Consider the following 18,689-nt stretch of genomic DNA (forward strand, 5'->3'; position numbering starts at 1 on the left):
GCCATGCATCGAAGCGGTCAGTGCCTTTTTCAGCCACATACAAAGTAAAAACAAAAAGACCAAACGAGCGGAGGTTACTTTTTATTCTGCATAGCAGGGATTTAAATGTCGAAAAATGAAAAGGGATTTATATAAAAGTGTTACATTAAAAATAGGCAGGAAAGAAATAAGAGATAAAGTTTCGCTTTATGTAGAGATACGTAGGAGTTGTAAAATGAAAAAGAAAACAGATAATGAAAATGTTGGTGTTAATGTTATTCGGATAATAGTATTTTCTATGATTCTATCGATAGTTGGTTTAGCTCTATTTATGTCAAATAAGATTAGTTATATGCATTCGCTTTCTCCTATTGTATATGATCTGGAACGAGAAGCAAGTGCTGCAGTATTAGCTCTTATCTATGTGCTGTGGGTGATGTTGTATCTTCTCTCGGTTGTATTACCAAAAAGAAAGTGTATAAGGCGTGTACTATTCATAATTTTTAGTACTTCTTTTGGAATCATTTATTTGCTTTTCTTCTTTTATTCTAGCATAAGCAATACAGAAATTATTGAAGATCCATTTTGGGGAAGTGCGAAAAGGGCTAGCTGGGGAGAAATTAAAAAGGTAGAAGTGTATGATGCTTATAAGGATGCAAAATCAAATAGGTTGGGCTTTAAATTTGTATTTTATACAAATGCGAATGAAAAAATCGAAGTAAAATGTATAGAGGACAATTGGTCAGAGGAACAGCGCAAAATGAAGGAAATAGAAGAAAGAATAAAGCGAGAAGGAATTTCGATCACGTACAATCCGATTTTTAAAATAAAAGATCAATTTCAAATGTTTTTAGAGAAGCATTATAACAAGAGAGAAGTAGAGCAAATTCGCGAATTTTTGCAGGAAAGAAATATGCAAGTAAAGTGGTTTGATGAAAGAGACTAATTGTTTGAGCGGAAAATTAGTTTCTTTTTTTTGAATACAGTTTGCATATGAGTAGAATTACTTCACTCGTTATGAAAATATTATTGATTAAAAAGAAAAGGTGGGAGTAGGGAAGTTGTGTAAAGGAAACTTGACGTAAAGGTTGCTTTACATCTATACTCTGTGTAAGGAGGAGGGGAAGATTTCCTTGGAAAACAAAATGGTAGAATACAGAAAAAAATTTGGCCTGTCACAAGAGAAGTTAGCTGAAAAACTTGGCGTTTCTAGACAGACTATTATTTCAATTGAAAAAGGAAAATATGATCCATCACTTCCTTTAGCATTTGAAATTGCGAAAACATTTCAGACAACGATAGAAAATGTATTTATTTATGAAGGGAAAGAGAAGTAAATCTACATAAGGGGGAAAGAAAGATGAACTACTCACAAAAGTATTTTTTGATTATGGGGATTATCTTTTCGGCTATGAGTGGATTTATGCTATTTATAGGTATAATGGCGCATTCTTCACCACCGCCACAAACGTATACATTACTAGCAATGACAGTAATGTGCTTTTGCTTAAGTTATCTCCATCCACAATTTAAGGAGAAAGACGAAAGGATGAAGCTAATTCGTCAAAAAGGAATGTTCTATTCCTACTTTGCGTTGTTAGCGTACTATATTTTATTTTCTGTTGGATTAAATTTAAAGATTATTACATTATCTGCTACAGAACTGCTCAACATTTTAGCGGCATTAACAATTTGTACGGTCTTTATTTCATTCGTTATTTTGTCTAAAAAATATTAAAGCTGGAATGAGAAAGGTGAATCAGATAGATGCAAAGTATATATGCTTTTGGGTTAGCCCTGCTTTTATTTTTAGCAGTGTACTTATTTATTCGTAAGGATATACAAGGGAATACATTGACGAAGAGAGGTTTCTATAAGCTGATCGGGTGTTTGGGCGTAATGTTTGTAGGCATTATCGTGATGGTTGTCTTGGTAAGTAAGCGATTATAAGAAAAGGATAGAATGAAAACCCTGTTTTTGTTTCAGTGTCAAAAATAGGGTTTTTTATTATGACATGATAGAGAGTGATTATATACACATCAATTAAAAAAGCGATATAAAATCGCTTTTTTTAGGTGGGAGAGAGGATCTATTCATGCATAGAAGCGGTCAGTGCCTTTTTCCGCCACATGCGAAGTAAAANNGGATTTAGATGTCGAAAAATAAAAATAGCCTTATATAAATTGTATCTTTTCTATGTAAGAGATTCACTGCGAAATGTTTCAAGGAAATGCATAGCGACTTTTGAAAGGGAGCGATTTTTTAGCCATATAACGGCGGAGTCGGATGTAATGGTAGAGTCTTCTATGTCAACGATTTTTATACCATTTAAAGGGAGTGCGATGAGAGTTGATTTTGGGAGTAGTGTAAATCCAACACCGGATCTAACTAATGATAGCAGCATAGCTGCATCTGGACAATCGCAAATAATATTTGGTTTTAATCCGTGTTTTTTAAAGCCGTCAATGACTTGCTCATAAAGACCGAGCCCTTTTATACGCTGCAGTAACATAAGCGGGGCATTGGCGAGTTCTTTCATTGGGATCATTGTCCGATTATCTGCGCTTTCATTAGGTAGGACGGCAACGAATTTATCTGTAGGTAACGGAAGGGAAGAAAAGTCCTCCATCTCTAACGGAAGTCGTACAATGGCAAGTTCAATCTCCCGGTTCTTTATAGATTGTGCAAGACGAAATGAATCTCCCTCATGTAGACGAAAGGTAACGAGTGGATATTTTTCACGAAATAAGCGGAGTCTTTCTGGTAAATGAGAGAACGATGATTTCACGGAGCCGATTGATAAGGTTCCTTTTAACCCATTTCCTACCTCTTTTACTTCTATAATTGCTTCATCAAATTGATTTAAAAGTTCTTGTGCTTTTTTAAATAAAACACTTCCGGCTTCTGTGAGTTCTAATTGTCTCCCGTTTCTTTCTAACAATTGAACACCAAGTTCTTGTTCTAGTAATTTCAATTGTTGACTTAATGGGGGCTGTGCCATATGAAGCTTTTTTGCTGCCCGTGTAATTTGACCTTCTTGTGCAATTGTGAAGAAATAGCGAAGTTGTCTAATATCCACACTACCTACCTCCCGTAGCTAAGTATATTTTTTTCGTATTGAATGCCAACTTTTTTAGTATTTTTCATCTATGATATCACATGATACAGTAACACTGTAATTAATTTTCGGATAAGTTTGACTTTTACAAAAAAGACTTCTGTTAAATGCGTGCAGAAGTACAAATGAAAAAGGGGAGACTTTAAGATGGCTAAATTCGCAGAAGCAAAGAAAAAATTGAGAGGTTCTATCGCTCCAATTATTACGCCATTTGATGAGAGCGGTTCGATTGATTTTGAAACGCTAGAAAATCTAATTAATTGGCATATAGAAAGTGGAAGTCATGGTATTTCGGTTACAGGTACAACGGGAGAACCAAGTTCATTAAAGATTGAAGAACGTGTACAAGTAATGGAGGTAGCGGCAAAGGCGATTCGTGGACGAGTTCCTTTTGTACCAGGGACAGGTTCTACAAATCATGAAGAGACATTGTATTTAACGAAAAAGGCACAAGAAATTGGTGCAGATGCAGCGCTTGTTATTGTGCCTTATTATAATAAACCATCACAGCATGCGTTATATAAACATTTTAAAATTGTTGCGGATTCGGTTGATATTCCAATTATTATTTATAACATTCCAGGAAGAACAGCTGTAAATCTACAAGTCGAGACAATTGCTAAACTGAATAAAGATTGTCCGAACATTATTGGAGTGAAAGAATCGAATAAAGACTTTGAGCACATTAATCGCGTTCTTTTAAACTGCGGAAGAGATTTTCTTTTATTCTCCGGTATTGAATTGTTATGTTATCCAATGCTAGCAATTGGTGGTGCGGGACATATTAGCGCTACCGCTAACGTTGCACCGAAACAAGTTGCAGAAATATATGATGCTTGGAATGAAGGTGACGTAAAGCGTGCATTAAATCTTCATTATGAGTTAATGCCGCTCAATGATGTTTTATTTAAAGATACAAACCCTGCTCCTTTAAAAGCAGCGTTAGGAATGATGGGGAAAATTAAACCTGTATTACGTTTACCAATGGATGTTCCAACGCAGGAATTACAAGATGAAATTCGTGAGGTTCTAAAGCAGTATGTAGAATTACCAGAAAGTATTGTATCTAGATAAGAACACGGCCCCTGTCAACTATCCACTACTTAAACGCTAACACGTTTTGAAGTGGGGACTTGTAAAAAGTCCTGGTTGTCTAGCCTCAGTCTTTTGTGGACTCCGTTCGTAGGTTGCATACCCAAGAATGATTCTCTAGTTCTTGGCTCTATGGTGGCTATGTAACAGTTCTGATTGGGAAGGAACGGTCAACCACATGCCTTCTTACATGAGAAGTTGAGGGCACCTACAAACATTGGCGAAGGGAAACTACATCTTGATATGGATGGGCAAAACATGCGTGTATTTGCCAAGAGTTATTTTAGGCTATGCCTAACCAAAATTCATCCCCACCTTACTTACCGCTGGGCTCTTGCCCGTCACGCGCTTGAAGATGGGGACTTCTTTCGAAAATACGTTAAAGAGGCACAATAACTGAGCTGTGGAGGGAAGAGGATGCAAACGGAAGCAAAGAATGCTCAAAAATATAGAGCGCATGAGCAAGTAGAAAATATAGATTTATATATTAATGGGGAATTTATACCTGCGCAATCAGGTAAAGTATTTACAAATATGAATCCGTTTACAAATGAAGAGATTAATAGAGTAGCAGAGGGTAGTACTGCCGATATAAATGCGGCAGTAACTGCAGCAAAGGTGGCTTTTGAAAAGGGGCCATGGGGTAAGATGAAAGTCGAAGAGAGAATGAAATATATAAATCGCATTGCAGATTTAATTGATGCAGAAATAGAAGAAATCGCATATTTGGAAGCATTAGATACGGGTCTTCCTATTAGTCAAACGAGAAACATGACGTCTCGAGCAGCTGAAAATTTTCGCTTTTATGCAAGAATGGTTCAAACGAAATTACATGGTGAATCGTATCCAGTTAACCGTGAATTTATTAACTACACTGTGTATAACCCAATCGGGGTTGTTGGACTTATTACCCCATGGAATGCACCGTTCATGTTAGAAACTTGGAAAGTTGCTCCAGCATTAGCTACTGGGAATACGGTTGTCTTGAAGCCTGCTGAATTATCTCCTTTAACAGTTAACAAGCTTGCGGAAATTATTGATAAAGCAGAAGTGCCAAAAGGAGTATTTAATGTAGTTCATGGGTTTGGAGAAACTGCTGGTGCGGCTCTTGTTGCACATAAAGATGTGAAAGCGATATCATTTACGGGCGAAACAACGACAGGTTCTATCATTATTAAAAATGCTGCTGACACGCTAAAGAAAACATCAATGGAACTTGGCGGTAAATCACCTCTTATTGTATTTGATGATGCAGATTTAGAGCGTGCCTTAGATGCGACTGTTTGGGGGATTTTCTCATTTAACGGAGAGCGCTGCACAGCAAATTCTCGTTTATTACTTCACAAAAATATTAAAGATCAGTTCATTGAAAAATTAAAAGAACGTGTGGGATATATTACGATGGGTGATCCGATGGACCCAGCAACAGAACTCGGACCTTTAATTGAAAAAGAACATTTTCAAAAGGTGCAAGAGTACATTGAGCTTGCAAAAGAAGAAGGTTGTGAGGTTGTACAGGGGATGGTTCCAGAAGAGATTAAGGCGGGGAACTTTGTGCCACCAACTTTATTATTACATGCAAAAAATGACATGCGTGTATGCCAAGAAGAAATTTTTGGTCCTGTTATGGCTGTTATTGAATTTGAAACAGAAGAAGAAGCAATCGCAATTGCAAATGACGTCAGATATGGCCTTGCTGGTTATGTTTGGACAAATGATATAAAGAGAGGGCATCGTCTTGCACAGTCGATCGAAGCGGGGATGTTATGGGTGAATGCGCAAAATGTACGCGATCTTCGTATTCCGTTTGGTGGAGCAAAAGATAGCGGAATCGGAAGAGAAGGCGGTCACTATGCAATTTTTGAATTTTATACAGAACCAAAGGTAATCCATGTTGCGATTGGAGAGCATCATATTCCGAAGTTTGGAAAAAAGAAATAGGCGTTAGGAACAAATAGCTGGAACAACTTTCTATATATACATCAATTAAAAAACCGACATAAAACCCTTCTTTTTAGGTGGGCGAGAGCATCTAGCCATGCATAGAAGCGGTTAGGACCTTTTCTGCCACATGCGAAGTAAAAACAGAAAGAGTAAGCGAGTATAGGTTACTTTTTATTCTGCATAGCAGGGATGTAGATGTCGAAAAATTAAAACGGATTTATATAAATAATAGTTTTTCGAAAGGGGAGAGTGAAATGCCAGCAAAAACGGGAAAAGAATATATTGAAAGAGTAGATCAAGCGAATGCAAATGTATGGATTGACGGGAAGAGAGTGGAAGGGAAGATTTCAGAACACCCCGCTTTTAAAGGAGTTATGAAAACGCAATCTGAGTTATATGATATGCAGCATGAAAAAGAGAAAGCAGAGTATATGACTTATACTTCTCCGACTACGGGAGAGCGTGTAGGTACTTCGTTTCTACAACCAAAAACAAAAGAAGATCTAGAAATGCGCCGCAAGATGATACAAGAATGGGCGAAGTATAACGGCGGCATGATGGGACGCTCTCCAGATTATATTAATGCTGGTATGATGGCTTACGGATCGGCTTCAGAAATGTTTGGAAAGCAGGATGCATTTTATGCGAAAAATATGGCTGAATACTATGAATATTGCCGGGAGAATGATTTGTCTTTAACGCATACATTAATTCAGCCTCAAGTGAATCGTGCTGTAAATGCTGCTCAATTACCTGATCCTTATATCGCAGCTCGCATCGTAGAGAAAACCTCTGAAGGCGTAGTGATTCGAGGAGCACGTTTACTAGCAACGCAGGGTGGAATTACAGATGAAATTATGGTATTCCCTTCAACTCTTTTAAAACAATCCGAAGAGGAAAATCCATATGCATATGCGTTTTCGATTCCGAATAACACACCAGGATTAAAGTTTATTTGCCGGGAATCGTTTGATTATGGGAAGTCTCATTTTGATCATCCGCTCGGATCACGCTTTGAAGAGATGGATACAATTGTTGTATTTGATGATGTTGTGGTGCCTTGGAATCGTGTATTCGCTTTAGGTGATGTAGGGGTTTGTAACCAAGCTTACAATGAGAGCAATGCAGTTGTTCATATGACACATCAAGTTGTCTCAAAAAATATTGCGAAAACCGAATTTGTATTAGGCATTCTTCAGTTAATGGTAGAAACAATCAATATTGGTCAGTTTCAACACGTACAAGAGAAGATGTCAGAAGTCATTATGGCGCTGGAGACCGTGAAAGCGTATGTGACAGCGGCAGAAGCAAATGCAAAACTGGATAAGTGGGGCATTATGACACCAGACTTTACGCCATTAAACATTGCGCGTCATTATTACCCAAAAATTTATCCAAGGTTCAGTGAAATTATGCAATTACTTGGAGCAAGTGGTTTAATGGCGATTCCATCAGAGTCAGACTTCAAGTCAGATTTACGTCCAGATTTAGATAAATATTTACAAGCAGCAAACGGGGATGCGTATAATCGCGTCAAACTTTACCGACTTGCTTGGGACGTTTGTATGAGTGCATTTGGTACGAGACAGACATTATATGAGCGTTTCTTTTTTGGAGATCCAGTTAGAATGGCAAGTGCGTTGTACAACGGCTACGATAAACAAGTGTATGTGGATCGTGTAACAGAGTTTTTAAATCGTTCTGAAGAGTTGGTTGAAAAAGCATAAAAGGATAGAAAAAGAAACTTGGAGGTGGAAGGGATGGATTTTAATATTATTCGAATTGCAAGAGCGGTAATTCATGTAAAGGATTTGGAGCGCTCGAGGGAATTTTATGTAAACGCTTTAGGATTTATCGAAACAGAGTGTGACGAAGAACACATTTACTTAAGAGGATTAGAAGAGCATGTTCATCACAGTTTAGTACTAAAAAAATCAGATCAGCTAGGCGTTCAGGCACTCGGTTATAAAGTAAAGAGTGAAGAAGATTTAGATAAACTAGCAGCGTTTTTCCAATCAAAAGGATTAAAAACAAAGTGGAAAGAGGAAGGGACACAATATGCGCTTGGAAGAGCATTACATGTACATGATATATCAGGTATGCCGCTTGAATTCTTCTGTAAGATGACAGGTGCGGAGCGTATGATTCAGCGTTATGACCAGTATAGAGGAGCGAGAATCCAGCGAATTGATCATGTGAATTGTGCTGTCCCTGATGTGGAGAAAGCTTACAATTTCTTTGTAAATGAACTCGGTTTTGCGTGTTCCGAATATACAGCAACAGAAGATGATCGCGTGTGGGCAGCTTGGCTTCATCGAAAACAAACTGTGCATGATCAAGCATTTATGAATGGAGAAGGGCCAAGGCTTCATCATATTGGTTTTTGGTTACCAGACCCGTTGGCACTTATTCATTGCTGTGATGTACTTGCATCTCTTGGTTATGGAGCAAATATTGAAAGAGGACCTGGTCGTCACGGATTATCCAATGCGTTCTTCTTATATTTACGGGATCCAGATGGGTATCGAATCGAACTTTATAACGGGGATTATTTAACAAGTGATCCAGACTTTAATCCAGTGCGCTGGGATTTAAATGATCCAAGACGCCAAACATTCTGGGGGCATAAAGCACCGGATAGCTGGTTTAATGAGACATCACCATTTCTAGATATTGAAACAGGTGAAAGAATACAGGAAGCAAGTCCTACGTTAGAACAACGAAAACCAGATTTTGTTTTGTAGATTGACAGATATTATAGGAAATCACCTTTTGTGAAGTGAACAGTTTAATGAAAAGGGGTAGGTGTTAAGGTGAAGACGATGTATATTCAACATCCAATTTCTAAAGCGTTACGAGATGAAGCTGAAGAATGTGTGCTTGCACTAGGCTTCTTTGATGGAGTTCATATGGGGCATAAACAGTTGATTAGGGCGGCGAAAGAGATTGCACGTCAGAAAAATATAACATTTGCTGTAATGACTTTTTATCCGCACCCAAGAGACATTATTGATTCCTCTCAAGGTCCAATGAAATATTTAACTCCTTTGCAAGTGAAAGAAGAACGCTTTAAAAATATGGGGGTTGAAAAACTAATCGTGGTGAAATTTGATCCAACATTTGCCCGCCTATCCCATGAAGAATTTGTAGAAACATATATTGTAGGATTTCGATGCCAGCATGTTGTTGCTGGTTTCGACTATCACTATGGATATAAGGGCCAAGGAAATATGCTGTTACTGAAAGAACAAGGCCAGAAACGATTTGATGTTACAACGATTCCAAAAATAGAGCATAGTCATAACAAGATTAGTTCAACTGCCATTCGGCAGTTGCTTGCAATGGGATCAGCACACGATATTCCGGCGTACCTTGGTGATTATTACGAGATAAGAGGAAGAGTGAAAAAATCAGCTTCTTTTTATCAAATCTATAGGTTTGCCGAAATTTTAGTAGATAAAGATTACATGCTACCAGTACATGGTGTCTATCATGTTGAAGTAGAAATAGATAATCGTGTATATAAAGGCGTATGCCAACAAATCTCCCAGCATAATGATGTGCAATCTCTCCTTCTTCAGTTATCAAACTGCTCTGTAGATTTATCGCAAAAACATGTGAAAGTAAAATGGATTCAATATATTTTTGGGAAACAACATGCATATGATATGAATCGATATTTTTTGTCAGGCGATTTAGCGATGTAATGTGGAAAATAAAGAGAAGCGTTAAATTGGTATAAAACTGAGTAAAGGGTGAGGTGGGTTTTATATGATAAAATCCAGTAAAAACATAAATTATAAGAAGATTGCCAATTCGGAAAAATTTAAAGAATTATTGAATGCTAGAAAGAAGTTTACCGTTTCCGTTACGATTTTTTTCATTTGTTTTGCATTACTTCTGCCTATTTTAACATTAGATACCGATATTTTAACAAAGCCGGCTATTGGTGCAATATCATGGGCCTGGATATTTGCTTTTGCACAATTCGTGATGACAGGGGTAATTTGTCATTTATATGTAAAAAAAGCAGCCTATTTTGATACATTAGCTGAGGAAGTATTAACAGAAGAGGCAGAAGGGAGACAAGCAGATGGATTTTAAAGTTGTGACAATGTTTGGATTGATTGTTGTGATTACACTTTTGATTACATATTATGCCTCGAAAAAAACAAGTAATGCGAGCTCTTTTTATACAGCCGGAGGGGGATTGAAGGGATGGCAAAATGGATTTGCCATCGCTGGTGACTTTATGTCAGCTTCTTCTTTTTTAGGTTTAATTGGAGCGATTTCACTTTTTGGATATGATGGTTTCTTCTTAATGTACGGTGCACTTGTCTCCTATTTAGTTGTATTACTGTTAGTAGCTGAACCTCTTCGGAATCTTGGAAAGTATACGCTAGCAGACATGATCACGGAGCGTTTTCAAAATAAAAAGATTCGTGGTGTTACTGCATTTAATGCACTTGTGATTTCTGTTTTTTATATGCTTGCACAGCTTGTAGCAGCAGGATCATTATTTAAGTTATTATTAAATATTAATTATGAAATATCGGTAGTCATTGTGGGACTTGTTATGCTCATTTTTGTTATTTTTGGTGGCATGACAGCTACAAGCTGGGTTCAAATTACAAAAGCTTTTCTTCTGTTAGGCGGGACATTCATTATTTTTATGATGGTAATGACTAAATTTGATTTTAATATTTTACGGATTTTTGAAGAAATGAAAACAGCTACTCCTCTAAAAGAAGCCTATTTAAATCCAGGTGCAAAATATACGAATGGGTTAGATGCATTTTCATTAACACTCGGGTTAATTCTTGGTACAGCTGGGCTTCCACATGTTCTTAGTCGCTTTTTGACAGTGCCAAACGCAAAAGTGGCACGGAAATCCGTCGTGTATTCTATTTGGATCATCGGCTTATTTTATATCATGGTAATATTTTTAGGGTTCGCAGCAGCAAAATTTGTCGGGGCTGCAGATATTATGGCGGCAAATCCAGCTGGAAATATGGCTGCACCGTTACTTGCAAAAATATTAGGTGGTGACATATTATTCGCTGTTATATCAGCTGTTTCCTTTGCGACTATTCTTGCTGTAGTAGCAGGTATTGTTGTAACAGGTGCTACTGCATTCTCTCACGATTTTTACAATGAAATTATTCGGGAAGGAAAAGCGACCCAGAAAGAACAGCTTCGTATGGCGCGGCTTGCATCTATTGGGATCACCATCTTTTCTATTATTTTAGCGTTATTTGTTCAAAAAATGAATGTTGCATTTCTTGCCTCACTAGCGTTAACGGTTGCAGCGAGTTCTAATTTACCGGTTATTTTATTTACTGTATATTGGAAGCGTTTTAATATAGCTGGAGCTGTTACAGGAATGCTCGTTGGTTTATTTGGAAGTATGATTCTTGTTGCACTAAGTCCAAGTGTGTGGAGTCCAAAAGTAGGGCAGGCGCTCTTTGTTGGAGAACCATTATTCCCGTTAACATCTCCAGGAATTGTCTCTATTCCGTTAGGATTTTTAGGGGCTTATATAGGTACGATCCTATTTGCGAAAAGAAGTAAGACTGGTAATTTTGAAGAAATATTAGTGAAGTCGAATACAGGAAGTGATGTGAAGGGTGTTAGTCATCACTAAGGTAAATATTTGTTCATTAGGGGTGAGAAAATGAGTAAGATAAAGTTTAAATTTTGTGGTGCGAAGCAGATAGAAGAAGGAGAAGTAAATTTAGTAGAAGACATAATCAAATGGAATGGAAAGCATTATGAGAATAATGAACTAACATTAGATGTTCCAACTATAGGAAATATATATGGAACATTGTTGAATTATAAAGGAGTACTTGCGGCATTAGGAAATTCGGTACATGAATTACCATATAAACAAGCGCCAAGTGCTCCTATTTTGTATATAAAACCTGCGAATACGATTATTGCCAGGGGAATGTCCATTCCGTTGCCAAGTGAAGTAGAAGAGTTAGAAGTTGGCGCAGCTCTTGGCATTGTAATCGGAAAGAGGGCAACGGGAGTACGTGAGGAGCAGGCGCTGGAATATATAGCTGGTTATACAATTGTGAATGATATTAGCGTGCCACATGATAGCGTATATCGTCCCGCTGTGAAGCAAAAAGCACGCGATGGATTTTGTCCAGTTGGTCCATGGATTATGGATCGAGATGCTGTAGAAAATCCAGATCGTTTAGAGATACAAGTGTATATCAATGGTGTATTACGGCAGGAGAATAATACGGAAAACTTAATTAGGCCAGTAGCACGCCTTATTGCTGATGTGACAGAATTTATGACATTAAATGAAGGAGACATACTGCTTGTTGGTGTTCCAGAAAATCCGCCCTTTGTAAAAGACGGAGATATCATTCGTATTGAGATTGAAGGAATTGGAAGTTTAGAAAATAAGGTTGTACTTGAAAAAGAACTTGTGAGAGGAGGGGTACGATGAAGAGAGCACGTGTCGCATACGCTGGTGCCATTTATAACGCTACTGAAGTAGATGGCCAGTTGAAATTAGATGATGGACGTCTTCTATCGGAAGAAGAAGTGACGTGGCTACCGCCAGTTGAGCCACGAACAGTATTTGCCTTAGGTTTAAACTATGCAGATCACGCAAAAGAATTATCATTCAATGCGCCAACAGAACCGCTTGTCTTTTTAAAAGGGCCTAACACATTCATCGGCCACCGTGGTCAAACGTATCGTCCAGAAGACGCAACGTATATGCATTATGAATGTGAACTAGCAGTCGTAATTGGTAAAACAGCTCGAAATGTAAAGAAAGAGGAGGCATACGATTACGTCGCAGGATATACAGTAGCGAATGATTATGCCATACGGGATTACTTAGAAAATTATTATCGCCCGAACCTTAGGGTGAAAAATCGTGATACATGTACGCCAATCGGTCCATGGATTGTAGATGCAGCTGACATTGACAATCCAATGAACTTAACGCTCCGTACGTATGTAAATGGCCAGTTGACACAAGAAGGAACAACAAAAGATATGATCTTTGATATTCCATCTTTAATAGAATATTTAAGCAGCTTTATGACGCTAAGTAAAGGAGATATCATTTTAACAGGTACGCCAGAAGGACTAGTCAATACAGCGGTTGGAGACGAAGTGATTACGGAAATTGAAGGAATTGGCCGCTTAATAAATACAATTGTTGGTGAGGAAAAGTTTTCTAAACGATAGAAAGGAAAACAAAAGAGTAGCTATATATACATCAATTAAAAAACCGATATAAAACTCTTTTTTTAGGTGGGAGAGAGCATCTAGCCATGCATAGAAGCGGTTAGGGCCTTTTTCTGCCANNGAGCAAACGAGTGTAGGTTACTGTTTATTCTGCATAGCAGGGAGTTAGATGTCGGAAAATTAAAATGGATGTATATAATAAAGAGGCTACTCTCATTCTCGTTATACATAAAAAGAAGGGAGCTATATGCATGCCGCATTTTATTGTAGAGTATACAAATAATATAAAGGAAGAAGCGAATATTGCGGATTTATTAAAAAAAGTAAACCACATACTAATCTCACGAAGTGATATCTTTCCAACAGGAGGTATTCGTTCAAGAGCAATTGAACTAGAAGATTACTATATTGCAGATGGAAAAGAAGATGATGCATTCGTCCATGCTACATTTAAAATCGGTGCAGGCAGAACAGAAGAAGATAAAACAGAAACATGTAATCATATCTTCAATATGATGAAAGAGCACTTCGCCGATCTAGCCGCAAAGCGGTACTTTGCACTATCGATGGAACTCGCAGAGTTTAGTGAGGCAGGGACGTATAAGTGGAATAATATTCATGGAAGGTTTCGGGGATAGGAAATGTGAATGAGAGCTGACTTCGATATTGGAGTCAGCTCTCATTCGTATTTCCTAAGGTATCTTTTTGGGAAGATTAAAATTCAGTATATGTAATGCATTTATTGCGTATGTATTTTTTAATAATAAAATAATGTGTAAATATGGTAGAGTTAATAGTGTGAATATTCTTTTTAATAGAGAGTCAGAAAAGGAGAGAGAAAATGAAATTCATCGGTATAAAGCCATATTTACATGTACGGACAGCAGAAAAACCTGTATATCATCCAACTGGTGAAAGCTTAAATTTTATTACAAATATTACTGGGCTCCCGCAAGTATGGGAATTAAAAAAGGGCAATGATTGGCCTACGCAAATATCTTTCACGGATGAAAGAATTATCTTTATGGAATATATCTCGGGAACAACAAAGCGTATTATCGGAATGGATGCTGGTGTAAATGAACGTCAACAGTTATTTCTTTTAGAAGATGATGGGGAGTTAATTCCATTAACTGATTCACCTGATTATATCCATCATTATGGCGGAAGCTCTCCAGATGGAAAGTGGATAGCGTGGGCAAGTAATCGTCGCAATATAGCACATTTTGATATATACATACAATCTCTAGAAACGTATGAAATTCGAAAAGTATTTGATGGTGATGGACTTTATTTTGCAATAAAATGGTCACCAAGTGGTGATTTATTGCTTATTCAAAAGGCTAACTCTAATCTAGATAATGACCTTGGATTATTACATCTTGAGAGTGGGGAAGTAAATTGGATAACGAAGCATGAAGGAGAAGCACGATTTGAATGCCCAAACTTCAATAAGAATGGAGATCATATATATGTTCTCACTAATATAGATCAAGAATTTATAGGATTAGGAGTGATTAATCTTGCAACAAGCCATTTTACTTGGCTTGACCAACGAGATTGGGATCTGGAAGGCTTACAAATGAGTAATAATAAACAGTTATTAGCGTATTCAATCAATGAAGGCGGGATTTCTAAAGGAGTTTTATTGAACCTTCAGAATAAAACCATTGAATCGTGGGATACACCAAACGGAGTTATTACAAATATTACTTTTTCACAAGATGATGCTAGATTATCCTATGTTTTAAATGGGGCAACACACCCCTCAGACATATGGGAGTTGGATTTAAAAACAAAGAAAAATGCTCGACTTACCTATGTATCACAGTCTCCTGTTGTGGAACATGCGCTAGTGGAACCAGAGCTTATTCATTTTACTTCATTTGATGGGTTAGAAGTACCAGCGTTTTTTTATAAACCACAACAGGTTAAAAATGAGAAGCTTCCAGTAGTAGTATTTGTTCATGGGGGGCCTGAAAGTCAGATTCGTGCCGTTTACAACCCTTTTCTTCAATATTTCTTAAATCGAGGGTATGCAGTATGTACACCGAATGTTCGTGGTAGTACTGGATACGGGAAAGCATACACTCATCTTGATGATGTTCGAAAACGAATGCATTCAGTTCAAGATCTTACTTATTTAGTAGAATGGTTAAAGACAGAAGGAAATGCTGATCCAAATAAAATCGCAATTATGGGCCGCAGTTATGGTGGATTTATGGTTCTTGCTGCCATCACGCATTATCCTGATTTGTGGTCTGCGGCAATTGATATTGTTGGTATTTCCAGTCTTAAAACGTTTTTACAGAATACAAGTCCATGGCGCCGTAAATTAAGAGAGGCAGAATACGGATGTATTGAAGCGGATGGGAACTTTTTTGATGAGATAGATCCATTACATCGTACTGATCAGATTAAATGTCCGGTAATGTTGCTTCATGGTGCCAATGATCCTCGCGTTCCAATTGAAGAAACAGAACAAATCGTTAATGAGCTAAAAGAACGAGATCATCCAGTTTCATATATTCGATTTGAAGACGAAGGACATTTTTTCGTCAAACTAAAAAATAATGTTACTGCCTACACGAGTGTTGCTGATTTCTTAAATCAGTATATTGGAAATGAATGAGATGATTATGGAGAAAATGCACAAGACACACATTCCTTGTGAAAAGAGGCATTATTAAAAGAGAGTAGTAGAATTATTAGCAGTGTATGTAGCACATAAAGTCGCTTGGAGTATGATCCAAGCGGCTTTAACACTAGTGGATGTCTGATTAAACTATATAAATCCATTTTAATTTTTCGACATCTAACTCCCTATTATGCAGAATAAAAAGTAACCTACACTCGTTTGCTCTTTCTGCTTTTACTTCGCATGTGGTAGAGAAAGGAACTGACCGCTTCTATGCATGAATAGATGCTCTCTCCCATCTAAAAAGAGGGGGGGATGTCGTTTTTTAATGGATGTATATATAGACATTCATTAGTGTAATAAAAATTCTACTTTATACGATTAAAACAATCGTTGTTTATTTAGTTTTCTGCAATAGCTGAATTAATTTTATTCATAATAAAGGTATAATTAGTCGTGAATAAGATGTAGTTATTCGTTTTTGTTTTAATTAAAACTCTATCAGTAGTTCCATAGGGAGGACCAATTCTTATAGCTCCCTCATCTGTCCCAGCATATGTATCATCTAAAGTCACCTCAATAATATCTGAGATAGGAATTTCCACTTTAGCTAAATGGTATTTGATTACAATGTTCTCATTTGATTTTTCTACGTTTATTCCTAACATTACCATTCACCACCTATAAAATTAATAAATTATTATAATTAGATAATATCACTTTTTGGTAAAAATAGGCGTTGTTTTATTGTTTTTTTACCTAATCTAACTGTTATTCCAGACATTCATGAAATTATATTAATCAACAAATGTAATTTTTTTAAAAAAATAAGTTTGCTTAAAATTAGGAGAGCTATACTACAAGTAATGGCGGAAATTATAGGGTGTCGATTCACTGTTAACGGCAAAACAAAGCCTCAATCTGGGAATTAAGGCCTTGTTTTTTTGTGTTCCTAGGGCCTTGCAGATGGACTTCTCACTTTTTTATTAGCCTTAAACAGTTTATAATTATCAGATAATACTAGATATTTTACCCTATAAATACTTATAATAGAATATGAGATGGTTATAATTGAGACAGAAAAGATGTATTCCTAGGTGGGGCCTAGGCGGCGCCTTGCTTTTTGCGACATCTAAGCAGAAGCGTCTACTCTTTTTTGCCAATATAGGGGATGGAGAGATTATCATGAGCAACATGCAGCAAAAAACAGACGTTATCTTAATTGGTGCCGGAGTCATGAGCGCGACTTTGGGATCATTACTGAAAGAGTTGGCACCTGAATGGGAAATCAAAGTGTTTGAGAAACTTGCAAACGCAGGAGAAGAAAGCTCTAACGAATGGAATAATGCGGGTACGGGTCATTCTGCACTGTGCGAACTGAACTATACATCCGAAAAATCTGACGGATCTATAGATATTAGCAAAGCTATAAAAATTAATGAACAGTTTCAGCTTTCAAGACAGTTTTGGTCTTATCTTGTAAACAGCAATCTGATTCATAATCCGCAGGACTTTATTATGCCAATACCTCATATGAGTATGGTACAAGGGGAAAAAAATGTAACATTTTTGAAAAAACGTTTTAAAGCGCTGTCAAACAATCCTCTTTTTCAAGGGATGGAATTTTCCGATGACCCTGAAAAGCTGAAAGAATGGCTTCCGCTTATCATGGAAGGCCGTACATCGAATGACCCGATAGCAGCAACAAAAATCGACTCTGGAACGGATGTCAACTTTGGTGCTTTAACACGCATATTGTTTGACCACTTACAGAGTAAAAACGTCGAGATAAACTACAAGCATAGTGTTCAGGATATTAAACGTACGAGCGACGGCTTGTGGGAAGTGAAAGTGCATGATATGGATGGCGGTAAAATCGAATACCATACTGCAAAATTCGTCTTTATCGGTGGTGGGGGCGGAAGTCTGCCTTTACTACAAAAAACTGGTATTCCTGAGTCAAAACATATTGGAGGGTTCCCGGTAAGCGGCCTATTTATGGTATGTAACAATCCGGAAGTTGTAGAGAAGCATCATGCAAAAGTATACGGTAAAGCTAAGGTTGGTGCTCCACCAATGTCTGTTCCGCATCTTGATACAAGATATATCGACAACAAAAAAACATTGCTGTTTGGACCGTTTGCCGGCTTCTCACCAAAGTTCTTAAAAACTGGTTCAAACTTTGATTTGCTAGGTTCTGTAAAACCGAATAATGTTTTCACTATGTTGGCAGCGGGCGTAAAAGAGATGTCATTGACAAAATACTTGATCCAACAAGTTATGTTATCGAATGAAAAGCGCGTGGAAGAATTACGCGAGTTTATCCCGAACGCTAAAGGCGAGGATTGGGATATAGTAGTAGCAGGTCAACGTGTGCAAGTTATCAAAGATACTGCTGCCGGCGGTAAAGGAACACTTCAATTTGGTACGGAAGTTGTTAGTGCCTCTGATGGCTCGATAGCTGCATTGCTCGGCGCTTCTCCGGGTGCTTCTACTGCCGTTCATGTTATGCTTGTGGTATTAGAAAAATGCTTCCCACAACATATGCAAGAGTGGGAAACGAAAATAAAAGAAATGATTCCTTCTTATGGTGTTTCACTAGTTGATAACCCAGAGCTATTCCAAGAGATTCATACTTCGACAGCGGAGACGCTTGGTCTAAGTGAAAAGGAACTGGCATATAGTTAATTCTTTGGA

18 protein-coding genes are annotated in these 18,689 nt (G+C 37.5%); 16 read left to right on the forward strand and 2 right to left on the reverse strand.

Going from position 1 to position 18,689, the window contains the following annotated elements:
* Window positions 1-214: 214 nt before the first annotated feature.
* From COO03_RS06130 to COO03_RS06145, 4 genes are all read left to right on the forward strand, one after another.
* Window positions 215-925, forward strand: coding sequence for a hypothetical protein (locus COO03_RS06130; protein WP_097895984.1), 711 nt, complete (start codon window positions 215-217; stop codon window positions 923-925).
* A gap of 187 nt (window positions 926-1,112) precedes the next feature.
* Window positions 1,113-1,316 carry a helix-turn-helix transcriptional regulator gene (locus COO03_RS06135; protein ID WP_097895985.1) on the forward strand — a complete coding sequence of 68 codons (204 nt, stop codon included), beginning with the start codon at window positions 1,113-1,115 and terminating at the stop codon, window positions 1,314-1,316.
* 23 nt (window positions 1,317-1,339) lie between these two features.
* On the forward strand, window positions 1,340-1,717 hold the full coding sequence (locus COO03_RS06140) for a permease (RefSeq protein ID WP_097895987.1): 378 nt from the start codon (window positions 1,340-1,342) through the stop codon (window positions 1,715-1,717).
* 29 nt (window positions 1,718-1,746) lie between these two features.
* Window positions 1,747-1,929, forward strand: a complete 183-nt coding sequence (locus COO03_RS06145; protein WP_097895988.1) for a DUF3976 domain-containing protein — start codon at window positions 1,747-1,749, stop codon at window positions 1,927-1,929.
* A 244-nt stretch (window positions 1,930-2,173) separates the two neighbouring features.
* Here COO03_RS06145 and COO03_RS06150 read toward each other — a convergent pair whose 3' ends face one another.
* Complete coding sequence (locus COO03_RS06150; protein WP_097895990.1) at window positions 2,174-3,058, reverse strand: LysR family transcriptional regulator; 885 nt, start codon at window positions 3,056-3,058, stop codon at window positions 2,174-2,176.
* Between the two features lie 186 nt (window positions 3,059-3,244).
* Between COO03_RS06150 and hpaI the strand changes: the two genes are divergently transcribed.
* The 11 genes from hpaI to COO03_RS06210 all read left to right on the forward strand — a co-directional run bounded on the left by hpaI (window position 3,245) and on the right by COO03_RS06210 (window position 15,986).
* Window positions 3,245-4,171: a 2,4-dihydroxyhept-2-ene-1,7-dioic acid aldolase gene (gene hpaI / locus COO03_RS06155; protein WP_097895992.1), complete on the forward strand. Its 927-nt coding sequence runs from the start codon at window positions 3,245-3,247 to the stop codon at window positions 4,169-4,171.
* Between the two features lie 435 nt (window positions 4,172-4,606).
* Entirely contained in the window at window positions 4,607-6,130 is a 1,524-nt protein-coding gene (hpaE, locus tag COO03_RS06165; RefSeq protein WP_097895997.1) for a 5-carboxymethyl-2-hydroxymuconate semialdehyde dehydrogenase, read from the forward strand.
* A 257-nt stretch (window positions 6,131-6,387) separates the two neighbouring features.
* The gene (hpaB, locus tag COO03_RS06170) at window positions 6,388-7,860 is read left to right on the forward strand and encodes a 4-hydroxyphenylacetate 3-monooxygenase, oxygenase component (protein WP_097896000.1); all 1,473 of its coding nucleotides are present in this window, start codon (window positions 6,388-6,390) and stop codon (window positions 7,858-7,860) included.
* Between the two features lie 33 nt (window positions 7,861-7,893).
* Entirely contained in the window at window positions 7,894-8,877 is a 984-nt protein-coding gene (gene hpaD / locus COO03_RS06175; protein WP_097896001.1) for a 3,4-dihydroxyphenylacetate 2,3-dioxygenase, read from the forward strand.
* A gap of 78 nt (window positions 8,878-8,955) precedes the next feature.
* Window positions 8,956-9,840 carry a riboflavin kinase gene (locus COO03_RS06180; protein ID WP_230322425.1) on the forward strand — a complete coding sequence of 295 codons (885 nt, stop codon included), beginning with the start codon at window positions 8,956-8,958 and terminating at the stop codon, window positions 9,838-9,840.
* 64 nt (window positions 9,841-9,904) lie between these two features.
* Window positions 9,905-10,237, forward strand: coding sequence for a DUF485 domain-containing protein (locus COO03_RS06185; RefSeq protein ID WP_097896004.1), 333 nt, complete (start codon window positions 9,905-9,907; stop codon window positions 10,235-10,237).
* Window positions 10,227-11,777: a solute symporter family protein gene (locus tag COO03_RS06190; protein WP_097896005.1), complete on the forward strand. Its 1,551-nt coding sequence runs from the start codon at window positions 10,227-10,229 to the stop codon at window positions 11,775-11,777. The genes COO03_RS06185 and COO03_RS06190 overlap by 11 nt, the downstream gene beginning before the upstream one ends.
* Window positions 11,778-11,807: 30 nt before the next feature.
* Entirely contained in the window at window positions 11,808-12,599 is a 792-nt protein-coding gene (locus COO03_RS06195; RefSeq protein ID WP_097896007.1) for a fumarylacetoacetate hydrolase family protein, read from the forward strand.
* The gene (locus tag COO03_RS06200; protein WP_097896008.1) at window positions 12,596-13,354 is read left to right on the forward strand and encodes a fumarylacetoacetate hydrolase family protein; all 759 of its coding nucleotides are present in this window, start codon (window positions 12,596-12,598) and stop codon (window positions 13,352-13,354) included. The genes COO03_RS06195 and COO03_RS06200 overlap by 4 nt, the downstream gene beginning before the upstream one ends.
* 251 nt (window positions 13,355-13,605) lie before the next feature.
* Complete coding sequence (locus COO03_RS06205; protein WP_097896011.1) at window positions 13,606-13,992, forward strand: 5-carboxymethyl-2-hydroxymuconate Delta-isomerase; 387 nt, start codon at window positions 13,606-13,608, stop codon at window positions 13,990-13,992.
* A gap of 203 nt (window positions 13,993-14,195) precedes the next feature.
* Complete coding sequence (locus COO03_RS06210) at window positions 14,196-15,986, forward strand: S9 family peptidase (RefSeq protein WP_097896013.1); 1,791 nt, start codon at window positions 14,196-14,198, stop codon at window positions 15,984-15,986.
* 407 nt (window positions 15,987-16,393) lie between these two features.
* Here COO03_RS06210 and COO03_RS06215 read toward each other — a convergent pair whose 3' ends face one another.
* Window positions 16,394-16,660 carry a SunI/YnzG family protein gene (locus COO03_RS06215; RefSeq protein WP_097896015.1) on the reverse strand — a complete coding sequence of 89 codons (267 nt, stop codon included), beginning with the start codon at window positions 16,658-16,660 and terminating at the stop codon, window positions 16,394-16,396.
* Between the two features lie 496 nt (window positions 16,661-17,156).
* Here COO03_RS06215 and COO03_RS06220 point away from each other — a divergent pair, with 496 nt between their 5' ends.
* The gene (locus tag COO03_RS06220; RefSeq protein WP_257132036.1) at window positions 17,157-18,680 is read left to right on the forward strand and encodes a malate:quinone oxidoreductase; all 1,524 of its coding nucleotides are present in this window, start codon (window positions 17,157-17,159) and stop codon (window positions 18,678-18,680) included.
* Window positions 18,681-18,689 lie beyond the last annotated feature (9 nt).

This window comes from Bacillus sp. AFS098217 (genome assembly GCF_002551815.1).
In the GTDB taxonomy this organism is placed as follows: Bacteria; Bacillota; Bacilli; order Bacillales; family Bacillaceae_G; genus Bacillus_A.